Genomic DNA, 17148 nt, shown 5'->3' with positions numbered 1-17148 from the left:
CTTCCCGCCGTACGAAGATCTTCGTACGGCGGGAAGGGGCCGCGTGTTTGTCAGCCGCAGTGCTGCGAGCCGATCGAGTCGTACGCAACGGTCCGGCCGTTGTACACGATCGGCCCTTCCCATCGCACGCACTTCCCGGCGGCGGCGACGGGGCATCCGCGCGCCCGGCGACCAGTGGGTCTCCCTAGCCCGCGAGGATCTTCTTCACGGCCGCGGCGACGCGGCCGCCCTCGGCCTGGCCCGCGACCTTCGGGTTCACGATCTTCATGACCGCACCCATGGCCCGCGGCCCCTCCGCCCCGGCCGCCTTCGCCTCCTCGACGGCCTGGGCGACGATCCGGTTCAGCTCGTCGTCGCTGAGCTGCTTCGGCAGGTACGCGGCGAGCACCTCGCCCTCCGCCTTCTCCCGCTCCGCACTCTCGGCGCGACCACCCTGCGCGAAGGCCTCGGCCGCCTCGCGGCGCTTCTTCGCCTCCCGGGTGATCACCTTCTGCACCTCGTCGTCGGAGAGCTCGCGCTTCTCCTTGCCCGCGACCTCCTCCTTGGTGATCGCGGCGAGGGTCAGCCGGAGCGTCGAGGAGCGGAGCTCGTCGCGCTCCTTGATCGCGGCGTTGAGGTCGTCCTGCAGCTTCGACTTGAGCGTGGTCATGAGGTTGATTGTCGCAGGTGCGGGCGGGCAAACGCCCCTTGATTTGCGGGTCGCGCTTCAACGGACGCTGAAGGCCCGGGGACCTCAGGGGATTTCTGCCACCGCCGGGCGGAGACGACCGGCGCGATCTGACACGATGGACGCATGCGCGCGCGATACGGAGTCCCCTTGGGAATCGCGGCGGCTGGTGCCGCCGGTTTGTTGTACTCGGCGGGCTTCGAGGCCCGCTCCTTCCGCCTCCGCCGGATCACGGTCCCGGTCCTGCCCTCGGGAATGCGCCCGCTGCGCGTGTTGCAGGTCTCCGACATCCACATGGTCAGCGGCCAGCGCAAGAAGCAGCGCTGGCTGCGTTCCCTGGCGGGCCTGCGCCCCGACTTCGTGATCAACACGGGTGACAACCTCTCCGACGCGGAGGGCATCCCGGAGGTCCTGGACGCGCTCGGCCCTCTCATGGAGTTCCCGGGCGCGTACGTCTTCGGCTCCAACGACTACTACGGCCCGCGGTTCCGCAACCCCACCCGCTACCTGTGGGAAAAGGTGCAGGGCCGCCACGGCCTGAACGGCAACCCGCCGGCCGTCGGCGTGGCGCACATCCCGTGGGAGGACATGCGGGACGCCTTCGACGCGGCGGGCTGGCTGAACCTGACCAACACGCGAGGCACGCTCAAGATCGACGGCGTCTCACTGGAGCTGACGGGCCTGGACGACCCGCACATCAAGCGGGACCGCTACGAGCAGGTGGCCGGCGGCCCGTCGGACTCCGCCGACTTCTCCATGGGCGTGGTCCACGCGCCGTACCTGCGCACGCTGGACGCCTTCACGGCCGACGGCTACCCCTTGATCCTGGCCGGCCACACCCATGGCGGCCAGGTGTGCATTCCCTTCCGCGGCGCCCTGGTCACCAACTGCGACCTGGACACGGACCGCGTGAAGGGCCTGTCCACGCACACGGCGGAGGGTCGTACGTCGTACCTGCACGTCTCGGCAGGCTGCGGCACGAACCGCTACACACCGGTACGGTTCGCGTGCCCGCCGGAGGCGACGTTGCTGACGCTGGTGGGGCGGGAGTAGCCGGTGGAGCGGGAGCAGCCGGAAGTCTCTGGACGCCGGCAGGGTTCGCAGGCGTCGCTCTTGGGTCAATGGGAGGCCCGTTAACCTACACAGCCCACCCAAATCGCCCCCTATGTCTGCTTCTGTCAGCGTGAGGGCATGACCGCCCCGATACCCCGGGACATACCGGATCTCCCCGCGATTCCGGGCAAGCCCGCGCTGAAGCCGTTCCCCGTCCCCGCCGCCGCCGTCGTCACCCCGGTCCGCCGCCCGGCGGCCGCGGCCTTCCGCCTGCTGGTCGCCCTCGCGGCGACCGCGGGCGTGGCACTCGAAATACTCCTGGGCGACCCGTCCCGGACCCTCGGCTACTTCGCGATCCAGAGCAACATCCTCCTCGCACTGGTCATGGCCCTCTCGGCCCGCCGCGCGTGGACGGCCGGCCGCCCGCTGCCAGGAGCCGTCCTGGGCGCGACCCTGCTCTACGTCGTCATCGCGGCCCTGGTGCACCACCTGCTCCTGGCGAACGAGGCAAGCCCCTTCTCCCTCACGGGCGAGGCCGCGGCCGCTCCGACGGGCTGGCAGGCCGTCGCCCACCACACCCTCCACACGCTGACCCCGATCGCGGCCGTACTGGACTGGCTCCTGCTCACGACCCCCGGCCGCCTGCACCTGCGCCAGGCCAGCACGTGGTTGCTCTACCCCCTGGCCTACCTGGCCTTCTCCCTCATCCGAGGCGAGCTCCTCCTCCCGGGCACCGCCGACCGCTACCTCTACCCCTTCCTGGACGTCGACCAGGACGGCTACAAGAAGGTCCTCGGCAACGCGCTCCTCCTGGGCCTCTCCTTCTACGCCCTGGCGATCCTCCTCGTGGCCCTCGACCACGCCCGCCCGAACCCCCTCCGCCACCCCTGGAAAACCGGATTTCGTCTCTAGCCACCAGTGGGCTAAAGTAAACGTCGTCGCCGCGACAGCAGCGACATCGGGGTGTAGCGCAGCTTGGCAGCGCGCTTCGTTCGGGACGAAGAGGTCGTGGGTTCAAATCCCGCCACCCCGACAGGGAAGTACCAGGTCAGGGGCCTGATCCAGTGAGTGGATCAGGCCCCTGAGTGGTTCCTGGGGATCGTTGGGAGAAATCTGGTAGATGGGTCGCCCTCGTCGGCGAAGGTGTAAGCGCCGGCGCGGATGCGTTCGATGAGGTCGCGGGTCCACTGCGCGCCCGTGTCGGCGGAGTGGACCCAGAAGTTCATGATCTCGCCGATGTGGCCGAGCTGTTCCGGGCCCTGCGCGGGCAGGTAGTCCTTGACCACGGTCGCCCGCCACTCCTCGATGGCGCGCACCCGCTGCTCGAGCAGGGCGAGGGCCTCCGCACGGCCGAGGTCGACCATGAAACCGAGCGCGGTGGTGAGCACGTCCTGCCGCTGGTCGTAGGCGGTGAGCGACTGCCGGAGCAGCCTGAAGTACTCGTCGGTGCCCTGCTCGGTGACCTTGTACTCCGTGCGCGGCGGGCCGCCGGCCGTGGACGGGGCGATCTGGTGCGCCCGCAGCAGTCCCTGCTTCGCCAGCTGCTTCAGGGCGTGGTAGATCGAGCCGGGCTTGGCGCTGGACCACTCGTGCGCGCCCCAGAACTCCAGGTCGTTGCGGACCTGGTAGCCATGGGCCCGCCCGTGCCGACGGACCGCGCCGAGCACCAGGAGACGGATCGCTGACATGGGGTCAGCGTAGGCGGGGAGGTCAGGCGCCGTGCCTGACACCGACCGTGACGTACCTGATACCGACCATGACGTACCTGATACCGACCATGCTGCGGACCCTTGCGATCAGGTTCTGTTCGCAAGGGTCCGCGCGGGCCCTACTGGACCAGGTACAGGCTCAGGTGCTGTCCGGTGTGCGAGTGCGTTGCCCGCGCCAGTTCGGCCGGGGTGCCCGTGAAGACGATTTCGCCGCCGGTGTTGCCGCCCTCGGGCCCGAGGTCGATGACCCAGTCGGCCTGGGAGATCACCGCCGGGTCGTGCTCGATGACGATGACGGTGTTGCCCCGGTCGACGATCCGGTTGAGCAGGCCGACGAGGTTGTCGATGTCGGACAGGTGGAGGCCGGTGGTCGGCTCGTCGAGGATGTACACCGTGCCCGAGCCGGAGAGCCGCTCGGCGAGCTTGAGCCGCTGGCGCTCACCGCCGGACAGGGTGGCCAGCGACTGGCCGAGCCCGAGGTAGCCAATGCCGGTCTCGATCAGGGCGTTGGCCTTGGCGCGCAGCGGTCCTGAGAGGAAGAACTCCCCCGCCTCCTCGGCGGACATCTCCAGGACGTCCGCGATGTTCTTGCCGCGCACCCGGTGCTGGAGCACCGACTCCTTGAAGCGGCGGCCCTCGCAGACCTCGCAGTGCGTGGTGACCGGGTCCATGTAGGCGACCTCGGTGATGAGCAGGCCGCGGCCCTCGCACTCCTCGCACGCGCCCTTGGAGTTGAAGCTGAAGAGGCTGGCGTCCTCGCCACTGGCCTTGGCGAAGAGCTTGCGGATCGGGTCCATCAGCTTGAGGTAGCTCGCCGGGGTGGACCGCGAGGAGCGCGGGATGGGCGACTGGTCGACGAAGACGGCCCCCGGGTACTGGGCGCGGAAGGCCTGGGCGATCAGGGAGCTCTTGCCCGCGCCGGCCACGCCGGTGACGGCGGTGAGGACCCCGGTCGGGATCTCGGTGGAGACGTTCTTCAGGTTGTTCACCGTGGCGTTCCGGATCGGGAGGGTCCGGCCCCAGGGGCGGGGGGTCTCCTTGATCCCGCCGGTGCGCCGCAGGCCCTGCCCGGTCAGCGTGTCGGTGGCGCGGAGTTCCTCGTAGGCACCTTCGAAGACGATGGTGCCGCCGTGCACGCCGGCCCGCGGTCCGATCTCCACGACGTGGTCGGCGACGGCCATGACGTCGGGGTCGTGCTCCACGACGAGGACGGTGTTGCCCTTGTCGCGCAGTGCGCGCAGCAGGTCGTTGAGCCGGCTGACGTCACGGGGGTGCAGGCCCACGCTGGGCTCGTCGAAGATGTAGGTCAGGCCGGTCAGTTCGCTGCCGAGATGGTTGACGAGCTTGAGCCGCTGGCCCTCGCCCCCGGAGAGCGTGGAGGTGGCCCGGTCGAGGGTGAGGTAGCCGAGGCCGATGGCCTGGATCTGCTCCAGCGTCTCGATGATGGTGGTGACCAGCGGCGTGTCCAGCCGCTCCCGGAGCGCGGCTACCACGCCGATGAGGTCGCTGACCTGCATCTGGGACCAGTCGGCGATGTTGTGGCCGTCGATGCGGGTGGCGAGCGCCTTCTGGTTGAGCCGGGCGCCCTCGCAGGTGGGGCAGACCCCCTCGGTGAAGAACTCGGCCGCCTTGTCGCGGGCGGCCTTGCTCATGCCTGCCGTGTCCCGCTTGAGGTGGCGGCGGACGAAGCTGTCCACCAGGCCCTCGTAGCGCAGGGCCAGCACGTTGCCGTTGGGGTAGGTCACCTCGACAGTGCCGCTGCTGCCGTGCAGCAGGGTGTGCATCTCCTCGTCCGTGTAGTCGGCGAGCTTCTTCTCGGCGTCCAAGTGCTCGTAGTTGGCGTAGAACTGCCAGTTCGCGCTGCCGATGGTGTAGCCGGGCAGGAGGATGGCGCCCTCGGCGATCGACTTGCCGAGGTCGATCATGAGGTCCGGGCTGGGGCGCCGGGCGCGGCCGAGGCCCTCGCACTCGGGGCACATGCCCTTGGGGTCGTTGAAGGAGTAGAGCCATGTCTGGCCGAGGCCGTCGTTGCCGTGATTGGCGAAGAGCACCCGCATCACGGTGTAGACGTCGGTGACCGTGCCGACGGTGGAGCGGGCGTTGCCGCCGAGGGGCCGCTGGTCGACGACCACGGGGGTGGTCAGCCTGGTGACCGCGTCCACGTGCGGCCGTTCGAACTTGGGCAGGTCGTGCCGGATGTTCCAGGGGAAGGTGGCGTTGAGCTGCCGCTGGGCCTCCACGGCGACGGTGTCGAAGACCAGGGAGGACTTTCCGGAGCCGGAGACGCCGACGAAGACTGTGATCCGGTTCTTGGGGATGACGAGGGAGACGTCCTTCAGGTTGTTCTCTCGGGCACCGACGACCTGAATGCCCTCGTCGGTTGCGGTAACCGGCGTCTGGTTCACGAATCATCCTCTCTGCATCGTGTGAGCCGTCGAGGTGGTGTGACTCGTCGGCTCACTGCACCTGCGCGCGGACGGCGCGCAGGAGTTCGGGGTCCTGCGGGTCGACCGTGGGGCCGAAGCGCCCCACGCATGTGCCGGCGGGCGAGACGAGGAACTTCTCGAAGTTCCAGCGCACGTCCCCGGTGTGGCCCTCCGCGTCGGCGAAGGGGGTCAAGGCGGTGTAGAGGGGGTGGCGGTCCGCTCCATTGACGTCGGTCTTCTCGGTGAACGGGAACGAGATCTGCCGCGCGGAGCAGAAGTCGGCGATCTCCTCGGCGGTGCCCGGCTCCTGCTCGCCGAACTGGTTGCAGGGCACTGCGATGACGCTGAGCCCGTCCTCGCGGTGACGGTGGGCGAGTGTCTCCAGTCCGGCGTACTGGCCGGCCAGGGCGCAGCGGGAGGCGACGTTGACGATGAGCAGGGTCCGGCCGCGGTGCCGGGACAGCAGGTCGGCCCGGCCGTTCAGTTCCGCGATGGGGATGTCGAAGACGGTCATGCCGTGCACGCTAGGTTCTCCCCCTCCGGACGTGGTCGACATCGCGTCGCGGGGACCTCGCGCACCCCTCGACGGATCGTCCGCCGGGTGGCGGACAGGCGAGGGGGGTGTGAGCCGGCCCGGGGGATTAGCCGGCTCACACCCCGGCACAGGGCCGTCCCTACCGGCTCAGGGCCCGGTACTTGCGGACGGCCAGGGGGAAGAACACCAGGAAGATCGCGAGCGGCCAGACGAACGACATGAGCATCGCGTGTTCGGCGATCCACGAGGTGCCCCCGACGCCCGGGTTGCCGAACAGCTCACGAGTGGCGTGGGCGGTCGACGACAGCGGGTTCCACTCGGCGATGGCCGCCAGCCAGCCCGGCATCATCTCCGGGGAGGCGAAGGTGTTGGCGACGATGCCGAGCGGGAACAGCAGGGTGTAGACGGCGGAGGCCGCCTCCGGGGTGCTGATGATCAGGCCGAGGTAGATGCCGACCCACAGCAGGGCGAAGCGGAGCAGCAGCAGGAGCGCGAAGGCGCCCAGCGCCTGCCCGAACCCGTCGTTCCAGCCCCATCCGGCGATGACACCGCAGCCCATGAGGATCATCAGCACCACGGTGCTGTAGAGCATGTTGACGATGCTCTGCCCGATGACCACCGAGGCGGCCGACATGGGCATGGAGCGGAACCTGTCGGTGACGCCCTTGGAGGCGTCGGCGGTGACGCCGGCCATGGTCTCGCCGATGCCGAAGGCCATCGACATGACGAACATGCCGGGCATCAGGAACTCCATGTAGTCCCCGCCGCCCTCGACCTGCATGCCGCTGCCGAAGATGCCGCCGAACAGCAGCACCATCAGGATCGGGAAGGCGAGGCCGGCCAGGATCTGGGTGGGGTTGCGGGCCCAGTGGGACAGTCCGCGGAGCGTGAGCGTCCAGGAGTCCGCGAGGACCCAGCCCAGTTTGGCCAGGGGGTTGCTGGGCAGTTCGGGCGCGATGATCGCGGTCATGACTGGGCGACCTCCTTGAGGCTCTGCTCGGCGGACGTGGCCGCCCCGTTGCCGGTCAGGTTCAGGAACACCTCGTCGAGTGTGGGCCTGCGCAGGGCGATGTCCTCGGCCTCGATGCCGGCGTCGTCGAGCTCGCGGGCGACGGCGGTGAGGGCGGCGACCCGGTTGGTGACGACGACGCTGATGCGCCGGTTGTCGGCGTCCGTCTCGGGCTCGGAGCGCAGCAGTGCGCCGATCATGCGGGCGGCGCGTTCGATGTCGTGGGCCCGGCGGAGCACGACGTCGATCCGGTCGCCGCCGATCTTGTTCTTGAGCTGGTCCGGAGTGCCGGACTCGACGACCCTGCCGTTGTCGATCAGGGCAATACGGTCGGCCAGTTGGTCGGCCTCTTCGAGGTACTGGGTGGTCAGCAGGACAGTGCGGCCCTCGGCGATCAGGCCGCGGACGGACTCCCAGACGTCGTTGCGGCCCCGCGGGTCGAGCCCGGTGGTGGGCTCGTCGAGGAACAGCACGGACGGGGCCAGGATGAGGCTGGCGGCGAGGTCGAGCCGCCGCCGCATACCGCCGGAGTACTGCTTGGCCGGCTTTCCGGCGGCCTCGGTCAGGCCGAAGCGCTCCAGCAGCTCGTCGGCCCGGCTCTGGGCCTTGCGCTTGCCGATGTGGTATAAGCGCCCGAACATCACGAGGTTCTGACGGCCGCTCAGGTCCTCGTCCACCGCGGCGTGCTGGCCGAGGAGCCCGATGCTGTAGCGGACCTGGGCCGACTGCGTGGCGACGTCGTAGCCGGCGACCCGGGCTGTTCCCTCGTCGTACTTCAGCAGGGTGGAGAGGATGCGGACTGCGGTGGTCTTCCCGGCGCCGTTCGGGCCGAGAAGCCCGTAGACGACGCCTCGGGGTACCTCCAGGTCGAGCCCCGCGAGGGCCTCCTTGTCGCCGTATTTCTTCTTCAGAGCCTCGGTCTGGATCGCCAGATCGGCGCCGCCCATGCCTGCCCCTTCTTTCGGGTGCTCAAATTTGGGTACCCGGCGAGCATAGTGAGGGCGGGCCGGATATTCAAGTTTTAGTATCCGCGTCGGCGCCCTCCTCCCGGGCATCCCAGTGGTCACGGTGGGCGGCGTACCACTCGACCGTCTCGCGCAGCCCGGCCTCCAGCGACCAGCGCGGCTCATAGCCCAGTTCGCGGCGGATCTTCGTGTCGTCCACGGCGTACCGGAAGTCGTGTCCCTTGCGGTCGGTGACCTGTCGCACGAGGTCCCAGTCCCGTCCGCACAGCGCGAGGAGGCGGCCGGTCATCTCCTTGTTGGTCAGGTGGGTGCCGCCGCCGATGTTGTAGACCTCCCCCGGCCGCCCCCCGTCCAGCACCAGCTGAACCGCACGGCAGTGGTCGTCCACGTGCAGCCACTCCCGTAGGTTCGAGCCGTCCCCGTACAGCGGGACCGGCCGCCCGTCGAGGAGGCGAGTGGTGAACAGCGGGACCAGCTTCTCGGGGTGCTGGCCGGGACCGTAGTTGTTGGCGCACCGGGTGATGCGCACGTCGAGACCGTGGGTGCGCCAGTACGACCGGGCGATCAGGTCGGCCGCCGCCTTCGACGCCGCGTACGGCGAGTTGGGCAGCAGCGGCTCGTCCTCCGTCCAGCGCCCCTCGGCGATGGAGCCGTAGGTCTCGTCCGTGGAGATGTGGACGAAGACGCCCGTCCCGTGCCGCAGCGCCGCTTCGAGCAGGGTCTGGGTGCCGAGCACGTTGGTGCGGACGAAGGCCTCGGCGCCCGCCACCGAACGGTCCACGTGTGACTCGGCGGCGAAGTGCACCACCGCCTCGCAGCCCGGGAACACCTTGTCCAGCAGCGTGCCGTCGCAGATGTCGCCGTGCACGAAGGTCAGCCGCGGGTGGTGCGTGGGCAGGTTGTTCAGCGTCCCCGCGTAGGTGAGCTTGTCCACGACGGTCACCCGGTCCTCCTCGTGTCCGGGGTAGCCGCCGCCCAGCAGCGTTCTGACGAAGTGCGAGCCGATGAAACCGGCCGCACCGGTCACCAGGATGTTCACGCTTCTCCCGTCCTCGTCCCGTCAGCGCGCCGCGGCGGCCGGTCGGTGACGCACCGTCAGTTTCTCCAGGGTCGGCACCACTTCGTTGGGGCTGGGCGCCGACAGCATGGCCAGGCGCAGCCGCCGCGCCCCTTGTGCGAACGAGGGGTCGTCGAGCACCCGCACGAGCTTGTCGCGCAGGATGTCGACGGTCAGGCCATCGGAGTGCAGGTGAAGCCCCGCGCCCAGCTCCTCCACCCGTTGGGCCCGGTAGATCGCGTCCCACATCCAGCCGAGCGCCACCTGCGGCACCCCGTGTGCGGCGGCGGTCGCCCAGGTGCCCGCGCCGCCGTGGTGCACGATCGCCGAGCAGGTGGGCAGCAGGGCCAGCAGGGCCACGTGGTCGACCACCCGCGTGTTGTCCGGCACCCGTGACACCTGGGCGAGTTCCTTCTCGCTCAGCGTCGCCACCACCTCGACGTCCAGGTCGGCCAGCGAGGCGAAGACGTCGTCGACGTCGACGGCGTTGGGGAACTCCGTGTCCCGGATGGTGAGCCCGAGGGTGAGGCAGACCCGCCGGCGCTTCGGCGGCCTGCGCAGCCAGTCCGGCACGACGGCCGGGCCCGGCCCGTTGTACGGCACGTAGCGCGTGGGCACGGTCGGCAGCCCCAGCTCCATCCGCACTCCGGGAGGCATCTGGTCGACCGACCACTGTCCCGTGATCACGTCGGGGTCGAAGGTCGCCCCGTGCCGGTCGAGGGTGTACGCCAGCCACTCCTCCAGCGGGTCGTCGCGCAGTTCCCCGGGCAGTTCCTCCTGACGCCGGCGCAGGGTCAGATAGGTGTGGGCGAAGAGGTCGGGGAAGGCCAGCAGCCGGGCGTGGGCGGCCCCGGTGGCCTTGGCGGCGACGGCTCCGGCGAAGGTGAAGGGCTCCCAGAGCACCAGGTCCGGCCGCCAGAACCGGGCGTAGTCGACAAGCGCGTCGATCATCGTGTCGTTGTTGATCTGGGCGTAGAAGGTCGCCGTCAGGATCGCGTTCGACACCCGCAGGTAGTCGAGCGACAAACGCTCCGGACGGTTCTCCAGGTAGTCACGGTCCATGTGGTGCATGAGCATCCCGGGACCGACGGTGGGGATGACGGCGTCCATGCGGTGGTCCTCGCCCACCGGCACGGCCGTCAGACCGGCGCGGGTGATGCTCTCGACCGCGGCTGGCTGGCTGGCCACCCGGACCTCGTGCCCGGCGGTCCTGAGCGCCCAGGCGAGCGGGACGACGCCGTTGAGATGGGCGTCCTGTGCGAAGGCTGTCAGCAGTACACGCACCGAGGTGCTCCTCCCCTGGTGATGGTCGCTCCGGTCATGCGACCGGGAAGCGCAGGACGCCGCGCAGCGCCGCCGAGCGCATGCGGTGCAGCACCTCGGCGCCCGTGCGCAGGCCGGGCCGGAGCTCGGCGAGAACCCGGACCGCGGCTTCCGTCTGGACGCGGACCAGCGCCTCGGTGACGGGGGCCGCGGGACCGCCGAGCAGGGTGAGCGAACGGTCGCCGTCGGTGCGTTCGGGGACGAAGGCGTCCGGGTCGGTGAAGGCCTCCGGGTCGCGGTTGGCCGCGTCGACGAGCACCACGACGCGCCGGCCCTCCTCGACGGTCTTGCCGTCGAGCTCGACCGGCTCGCGCGCGATACGGCTCTCGAACCGCAGCGGCGGAGCCAGCCGCAGGGCCTCCCGGACCGCGGCCTGGGCCGCTTCGGGGTCCTGCCCGATCCGCTCCCACTGCCCGGGGTGCTCCAGGAGGACCTGCACCGCGTTGCACACGGCGGTCGCGGTGACCTCGACGCCCACCACGACAGCGAGCGCCCCGATCGCGACCGCGTCCTGCGGCGAGGCGCCGGTCAGGGCGGCGAGGCCGGTGGCGCTGCCGTCGTCGACCAGGCCGGTCAGTTCGGCGGAGAGGTCCGTCACGGCCGTGAGCAGGGCCCGGGCGGTCGCCAGCTGCTGCGGGCAGTGCCCGGCGTCCAGGGCGGTGGCGAGGCCGGCGTGCAGTTCGGGCAGGCGCCGACGGGTCCCGGCGGGCAGGCCGAGCACGTCGGCCACCACTCGCAGGGCGGCAGGGACGGCGAAGTCCCGGTACAGGTCGAACCGTTCGCCCGTCGCGGCAAGCGTCTCGCGGTAGGCCGCCTCGATCTCCGGCAGCCGCGCGCCGAGCGCCTCGGCCGACAGCAGCGGGGCCGCGGCCCCGGCCAGCTTCCGGTACGCGGCCGGGTCGAGGTTGAGGTGGGTGTCGTCGAGGGGGACGACATGGCACAGCAGCGGGTTTTCCCAGACGTCGACGCCGGGGTGGTGCTGCGGCCCCTCCTCGGCGTGGCGCGGGGAGAACCGCGCGTCGCCGAGGATGCGGGCACCGAGCTCGCGGCCGGCGGTGACCCACGCGCCGATGCTGCTCTCGTGCAGGCCGAGTTCGCGGGCGCGCGCCCCGTGGCCGAGCGGGTCGTCGTCACCGGCGCGCAGGATCATGGCGAAGGGGTCGCCCTGGGCGCCGAAGATGAACTGGACGCCTCGGATGGTCAGCAGGTGCCGACCCAACTCGCTGTTGGTCTGCTCAGTCAGCATGACACCGTCCTCGGGAGAAGAGTCCTGACAGGTGATGAGAGATCCGCGGATCCGGATGACAGGTCCGCGGATCCGGCGGACGAAGAAGGGGCGAAGCGCCAGGGGCGACGCTAGGCCGCATGCCTACAAAGGCACTCGACACGCGCTACACGGCCCGCACGGCCGGCACGGGAGCGAGCCGTCGCAGGGCCTCGGCAGCGGCGCGTACGGCTGTCACGTCGTCCTCGGCCGTGCCCGGCCGGGCCGGCAGCAGGGGGACGATGGCGCAGCGGCCGGACCGCACGGCCGGGTGGCGGCGGGCCAGCTGGGACAGCCCCTGGCCCGGACCGGCCTCGACGAGCACGAGGTCGCGCTCCGCGAGGAGCGCGTCCAGGGCGGGCCAGAAGAGCACGGGTGCGACCGGCTGACGGGCCCAGAAGGCCGGGTCCTTCGCCTCGGCCGGCGTCAGGAACCGGGCCGTGTAGCCGGACAGGACGGGGATGCGGGGCTCACCGACGGGGAGGGCGGCGATCCGCTCTCCGGCACCGCTCATGGCCGGGGCCAGCGCCGGGCTGTGGAACGCCGTGGAAGCCGGTACCCGCTGCAGCACGAACCCGGCGTCGGCCAGTGCCGCCGTGACGGTGCGCAGCGGCTCGTCGAGTCCGGCGAGGACCGTCTGGCGTACGGCGTTGACGGCACCGACGACCACACCGCCGGTGAGGAAGGGCGCCACCTCCTCCCGGGTGGCGGCGACGGCCACCATCCCGCCGGGCGGCGCGTCCGCCAGCCGCACGACGCGGTCGTGCACCATGGCGGCGGCGTCCCGCAGCGTGAAGACGCCGGCGAGGACCGCGGCCGCCACCTCGCCGATGCTGTGGCCGAGCAGGGCGACGGGCCGCACGCCCCAGCCGAGCACGAGCCGCCCGAGGGCGTAGTCCACCGCGAACAGCAGCGGCTGGGACCGGGTGACGTGGTCCATCACCGCGGGATCGCGTGTCCCGAGCCAGTCCTCGCGCAGGCCGGTGCCGACCCCGCCGGGGCCGCCGAGGTCCGTCAGGGCGGTCAGCGCCTCGTCCATCGCCTCGGCGAAGACGGGCTCGGCGGCCATGAGGCCCGCGGCCATGCGCAGGTGCTGCGATCCCTGGCCGGGCAGCAGCAGGGCGACCGGGCGGGCCGCGCCCGCGTCCCGCCCGGTCGCTGTCGGACGTACGCCGTTCATCGGTCCCTCCAGGAAGGTGCGTTCAGGATCTCGACGACGGCGCAGGACCAGCTGAAGCCGGCGCCGACACCGAAGAGCAGGCACGTGTCACCGGGCCCGAGCGCCCCGCTGGTGACCAGGTGGTCGAGTCCGGCGAAGGGGTCTCCGGCGCCCAGGTGCCCGATCGTCCGGCTCCAGGACCAGGTGCTGCGTGCGGGGTCGATACCGAACTTGGCGAAGTAGGCGACATGGAGCCGGCGATGGCCCAGGTGCGGCAGGACGAACCGGTCGATGTCCGCGAGGCCCAGCCCTGCGTCAGCGAGCGCCTGCTTGACGACGGCCTCCTGCGCCGCGGCGACCCGGGCGACGGTCGGGGCGACCCCGTGGCGGGCCAGGAAGTCACGCTTGTGCGCCTCGAGGTCGACGACCTCGCGGTGGCTGAACGGGGCCGGCCCGAACGGGTCGTCGCCGCGGTGCATGCCCTCCAGGTCGGGGGCGGAGACGGTCGCGATGCTGCGGACCCGGGCGAATCCGGAGTGCCGTGAGACCACCAGGGCGGTGCCGCCGTCGCCGTAGACGGTTCCCGGGTCGCTGCGCCACCGGTCGAACCCCGGTGGGCAGAACCGGTCCCCGGTGGTCAGCAGGGCCGCCACCCGGGCCGGGTCGGCGGCCAGGTAGGCCCAGGCCAGGTCGAGGGCCGCCATGCCGCCGTTGGAGACCTGCCGGATCTCCATCGCGGGGCACTGGTTGCCGACGGCGGTCCGCTGGACGTACGAGGCGGGGGCCCACAGGTCGAAGCCCTGGTAGTAGAAGCTGGCGTGCAGCACCAGGTCGATGTCGCCCGGTTCGGCGGCGGCCCGCTCCAGTGCGGTGCGGGCGGCCCGGGCCGCCATCTCGGGAGCCGGGTCCCCCGCGGAGACCGTCACCGACTCCATCCGGGTGGAGCGGGCGACGGCGGCGTCGCAGCGGCCGTCCGCGACCGCGTCCGCGACCGGTTCGGCGGGGGGCAGCCACGTCCCGGTGGCCCTGATGTACAGCTCGCCGCCGTTCATGCCGCCGCCCTCCCCCCGGACCGGTGCGCGACCGCGTCGCCGGGCGCGGGGGCCCGTACGACCATGGCGCTGTTGAAGCCGTGGTGGCCGCGGGCCAGGACCAGGGCCGCCGTGCCGGACACCGGCCGGGGCCGGCCGACGACGAGGTCGAGACCGTAGGTGTCGGGGACCCGCGTGACGTTGACCGTCGGCGGGGCGAGCCGCTCGCGCAAGGTCAGCAGGGCGGTGACCACGTCGAGCGGGCCGGCGCCGGAGTAGAGCCGGCCGGTGGCCGTCTTGGGCACGGTGACCGGCACTCCTCGCGCGCCGAAGACCTCGGTCAGCGCGTCGGCCTCGGCCGCGTCGAGTTCGGGCACGCCCGCGCCGTCGGCGAAGACGACGGCGATCTCCTCCGGCCCGGCGCCGGCGTCGGCGAGGGCCTGCTCGACGGCCCGGCGCAGGGCCGGGGGGCGCCCGGATCCGGGGCGCGGGTCGAAGGTGGCGCCGAATCCGGCGATCTCGCCGTAATGGCCGCGCCCGCGCGCACGGGCCCGTTCGCCGCTCTCCAGGGTGAGGAGAGCGCCGCCCTCACCGGGCAGATGGCCGCAGGCCCGGTCGTCGAAGGGCCGGTAGGTGTCGGCGGTGAGCCGTCCGCCGGCCAGTTGGGCGGCCATGCCGTACGGGCACAGGGAGCAGTCCATGCCGCCGGAGATCATCAGCTGCGCACCGGCACGGATCTGGCGTCTGGCGTGGGCGAGGGCGTCCAGGCCGCCGGCCTGCTCGCCGACGAAGACACCGGTCGGCCCGTTCATGCCGTGCCGGATGGAGATCTGGCCGGTGTTGACGGCGTAGAACCAGGCGAAGGACATGTAGGCGCTGACCTTCTTGGGGGACTCGCCCCACAGGTGCTGAAGCTCGCGCTGGCCGAAGCCGAAGCCGCCGGAGGAGCCGGCCGTGACGACACCGCGTTCCAGCGACGGCACGGAGTCGAGGTCGATGCCGGCGTCGGCGACGGCCCAGTCGGCCGCGGCCAGGGCGAACTGGGTCATGCGGTCGGTCTGCGGGATCAGCCGGCTGGGCAGGTGGTCGCCCGCTTCGAACCCGGTCACCTCGCCCGCCCGGCGTGTCGGATAGCGGCTGGGGTCGAACGCCTGGACGCGCCGGATGCCGTCCTCGCCGCGCAGGGTCGCCGCCCAGTAGGCGTCGAGTCCGACACCGGTGGGGGCGACGACACCGATGCCCGTGACCACGACGGAGGTCATGCGGCCCGCCCCTCGGGCCGGCGCAGCACCATGGCGCTCTGGAAACCGCCGAAGCCGCTGCCCACGGTGAGCGCGGCCGACATGTGCCGCTCCCGGGCGTGCAGGGGGACGTAGTCCAGGTCGAGTTCGGGATCGGGGTCGGTCAGGTTCGCGGTGGGCGGGATGACGCCGTGTTCGAGGGCCAACGCGGTGGCGGCGATCTCGATGGAGCCGATGGCGCCCAGCGAGTGCCCGATCATCGACTTGATGGAGCTGACCGGGATCCGGTGGGCGTGGGCCCCGAGACTGCGCTTGAGGGCCGCGGTTTCGTGCACGTCGTTCTGCTTGGTGGCGGTGCCGTGGGCGTTGACGTAGCCGAGCGCGCCGGGCCCGAGCCGGGCCTCGTCGAGGGCGGCGTCGACGGCGGCGGCGAGCTCCCGGCCGTCGGTGCGCAGCCCGGTCATGTGGTACGCGTTGCCCCGGGAGGCGTAGCCGGCGATCTCGGCGTACACGTGGGCGCCCCGGCGCCGGGCCGCCGTGAGCTCCTCCAGGACCAGGACGGCGGCGCCCTCGCCGAGGACGAAGCCGTTGCGGGTGCGGTCGAAGGGGCGCAGCGCGGTCGCCGGGTCGTCGTTGCGGGGGGAGGTGGCCCGGATGGCGTCGAAGCAGGCCACGGTGATCGGGGAGATGGGGGCGTCGGTGGCCCCGGCGATCATCACGTCGGCGGTGCCCTCGCGGATGAGGGCCGCCGCGTGCCCGACCGAGTCGAGGCCGGAGGTGCAGCCGGCCGACACGACGGTGCAGGGGCCTTCGGCGCCGGCCTCCCAGGCGAGTTCGGCGGCCATGGAACTCGGCACGAAGTGGTCGTACAGGTGCGCGCCCGCGGCGGTGTGGTCGACCAGCCACTCCTGTCCGCCGTCGCTCAGGGCCACGTACTCCTCTTCGAGTTTCTGGGTGCAGCCGACCGCGCTGCCGAGACTGACGCCGGTGCGGTGGGCGGTGTCGGGGTCGGGCTCCAGGCCGCTGTCGAGGACGGCTTCGCGCAGCGCGACCAGGGCGAACTGCGCCGCCCGGTCGAGCCGTTCGGCGTCCTCGGGGCTCAGGCCGTGCTCCGCGGCGTCGAAGTCGCACTCGGCCGCGATCCGGGAGCGGAAGGGGGCGGGGTCGAAGAGGCTGATGGTCCGGGTGGCGGTGCGGCCGCCGGTGATGGTCTGCCAGAACTGCTTGGTGCCGATGCCGCCGGGGGCCACCACTCCGATCCCGGTGATCGCGACCCGCCGGGTCATCGGACCTCCCCGGTGGCGCTGTGCCGCTCCAGGTAGAGGTTCGAGCTGCTGGTGCTGATCGCCCGCAGCGCCTCGGCGTGCGGCCGGAAGCCGGCCTGGCCGACGGCGGCGCGGAAGGAGGTGACATCGGCCCAGCGGGCGATGTTGACGTAGGCCTGCGGCTGTTCCACGTGGCGTACGAGGGTGTAGCCGAGGAAGCCGGGCTGGTGCTCCATATACCGTGCCGTGCGGGCGAAGACGTCCTCGAACTCTTCCGGAGTGGTGCGCAGGGTGAAGCTGTTGACGAAGGTGACCGGGCCGCCGGAGGCGGGGCCGGGTTGCTCAGCTGACATGGGATCGGTGCTCCTCATCGTCCGGGCGTCCGGCGACGCGTACGCCGAGGTCAGACTGAAACCCTCGGTGGCGTGCCTCGCGACGGCCTAG

Annotated in this window: 16 protein-coding genes and 1 tRNA gene; 3 read left to right on the top strand and 14 right to left on the bottom strand. The window is 71.5% G+C overall.

Annotated elements, in window-relative coordinates:
- Positions 1-184: 184 nt before the first annotated feature.
- Positions 185-649, bottom strand: coding sequence for a GatB/YqeY domain-containing protein (locus ACIBL4_RS33695; protein WP_020271803.1), 465 nt, complete (start codon positions 647-649; stop codon positions 185-187).
- A gap of 144 nt (positions 650-793) precedes the next feature.
- Between ACIBL4_RS33695 and ACIBL4_RS33690 the strand changes: the two genes are divergently transcribed.
- The 3 genes from ACIBL4_RS33690 to ACIBL4_RS33680 all read left to right on the top strand — a co-directional run bounded on the left by ACIBL4_RS33690 (position 794) and on the right by ACIBL4_RS33680 (position 2753).
- On the top strand, positions 794-1720 hold the full coding sequence (locus tag ACIBL4_RS33690; protein ID WP_399415575.1) for a metallophosphoesterase: 927 nt from the start codon (positions 794-796) through the stop codon (positions 1718-1720).
- Positions 1721-1858: 138 nt separating this feature from the next.
- The gene (locus ACIBL4_RS33685) at positions 1859-2632 is read left to right on the top strand and encodes a Pr6Pr family membrane protein (protein ID WP_399415574.1); all 774 of its coding nucleotides are present in this window, start codon (positions 1859-1861) and stop codon (positions 2630-2632) included.
- Between the two features lie 47 nt (positions 2633-2679).
- Positions 2680-2753: transfer RNA gene (locus ACIBL4_RS33680), tRNA-Pro, on the top strand.
- Positions 2754-2793: 40 nt separating this feature from the next.
- Here ACIBL4_RS33680 and ACIBL4_RS33675 read toward each other — a convergent pair.
- From ACIBL4_RS33675 to ACIBL4_RS33615, 13 genes are all read right to left on the bottom strand, one after another.
- Positions 2794-3408 carry a PadR family transcriptional regulator gene (locus tag ACIBL4_RS33675; protein WP_399415573.1) on the bottom strand — a complete coding sequence of 205 codons (615 nt, stop codon included), beginning with the start codon at positions 3406-3408 and terminating at the stop codon, positions 2794-2796.
- Between the two features lie 140 nt (positions 3409-3548).
- Positions 3549-5834 (bottom strand): ATP-binding cassette domain-containing protein, encoded by a 2286-nt coding sequence (locus ACIBL4_RS33670; protein ID WP_399415572.1) that lies wholly within the window; start codon positions 5832-5834, stop codon positions 3549-3551.
- Positions 5835-5886: 52 nt separating this feature from the next.
- Entirely contained in the window at positions 5887-6369 is a 483-nt protein-coding gene (locus ACIBL4_RS33665; RefSeq protein WP_399415571.1) for a glutathione peroxidase, read from the bottom strand.
- Between the two features lie 160 nt (positions 6370-6529).
- Positions 6530-7360 (bottom strand): ABC transporter permease, encoded by an 831-nt coding sequence (locus ACIBL4_RS33660; protein WP_399415570.1) that lies wholly within the window; start codon positions 7358-7360, stop codon positions 6530-6532.
- Complete coding sequence (locus ACIBL4_RS33655; protein WP_399415569.1) at positions 7357-8346, bottom strand: ATP-binding cassette domain-containing protein; 990 nt, start codon at positions 8344-8346, stop codon at positions 7357-7359. Before ACIBL4_RS33655 ends, ACIBL4_RS33660 begins: the two co-directional genes overlap by 4 nt.
- 67 nt (positions 8347-8413) lie before the next feature.
- Complete coding sequence (gene rfbB / locus ACIBL4_RS33650; protein ID WP_399415568.1) at positions 8414-9403, bottom strand: dTDP-glucose 4,6-dehydratase; 990 nt, start codon at positions 9401-9403, stop codon at positions 8414-8416.
- 21 nt (positions 9404-9424) lie between these two features.
- Entirely contained in the window at positions 9425-10705 is a 1281-nt protein-coding gene (locus ACIBL4_RS33645) for an activator-dependent family glycosyltransferase (protein WP_399415567.1), read from the bottom strand.
- 34 nt (positions 10706-10739) lie between these two features.
- Positions 10740-11990, bottom strand: coding sequence for a P450-derived glycosyltransferase activator (locus ACIBL4_RS33640; RefSeq protein WP_399415565.1), 1251 nt, complete (start codon positions 11988-11990; stop codon positions 10740-10742).
- A gap of 145 nt (positions 11991-12135) precedes the next feature.
- Positions 12136-13188, bottom strand: a complete 1053-nt coding sequence (locus tag ACIBL4_RS33635; RefSeq protein ID WP_399415564.1) for an acyltransferase domain-containing protein — start codon at positions 13186-13188, stop codon at positions 12136-12138.
- Positions 13185-14219 carry a ketoacyl-ACP synthase III family protein gene (locus ACIBL4_RS33630; protein WP_399415563.1) on the bottom strand — a complete coding sequence of 345 codons (1035 nt, stop codon included), beginning with the start codon at positions 14217-14219 and terminating at the stop codon, positions 13185-13187. Before ACIBL4_RS33630 ends, ACIBL4_RS33635 begins: the two co-directional genes overlap by 4 nt.
- Positions 14216-15460 carry a ketosynthase chain-length factor gene (locus tag ACIBL4_RS33625; protein ID WP_399415562.1) on the bottom strand — a complete coding sequence of 415 codons (1245 nt, stop codon included), beginning with the start codon at positions 15458-15460 and terminating at the stop codon, positions 14216-14218. Before ACIBL4_RS33625 ends, ACIBL4_RS33630 begins: the two co-directional genes overlap by 4 nt.
- On the bottom strand, positions 15457-16725 hold the full coding sequence (locus ACIBL4_RS33620) for a beta-ketoacyl-[acyl-carrier-protein] synthase family protein (protein WP_399415561.1): 1269 nt from the start codon (positions 16723-16725) through the stop codon (positions 15457-15459). Before ACIBL4_RS33620 ends, ACIBL4_RS33625 begins: the two co-directional genes overlap by 4 nt.
- Complete coding sequence (locus tag ACIBL4_RS33615) at positions 16722-17057, bottom strand: antibiotic biosynthesis monooxygenase family protein (protein WP_399415560.1); 336 nt, start codon at positions 17055-17057, stop codon at positions 16722-16724. Before ACIBL4_RS33615 ends, ACIBL4_RS33620 begins: the two co-directional genes overlap by 4 nt.
- Positions 17058-17148: the final 91 nt, after the last annotated feature.

Origin of the sequence: Streptomyces sp. NPDC050416 (genome assembly GCF_044458845.1) — a bacterium.
Taxonomy (GTDB): domain Bacteria; phylum Actinomycetota; class Actinomycetes; order Streptomycetales; family Streptomycetaceae; genus Streptomyces.
Note: the sequence above shows the minus strand (reverse complement) of the source record. Positions and strands in the feature narration are given on the sequence as shown.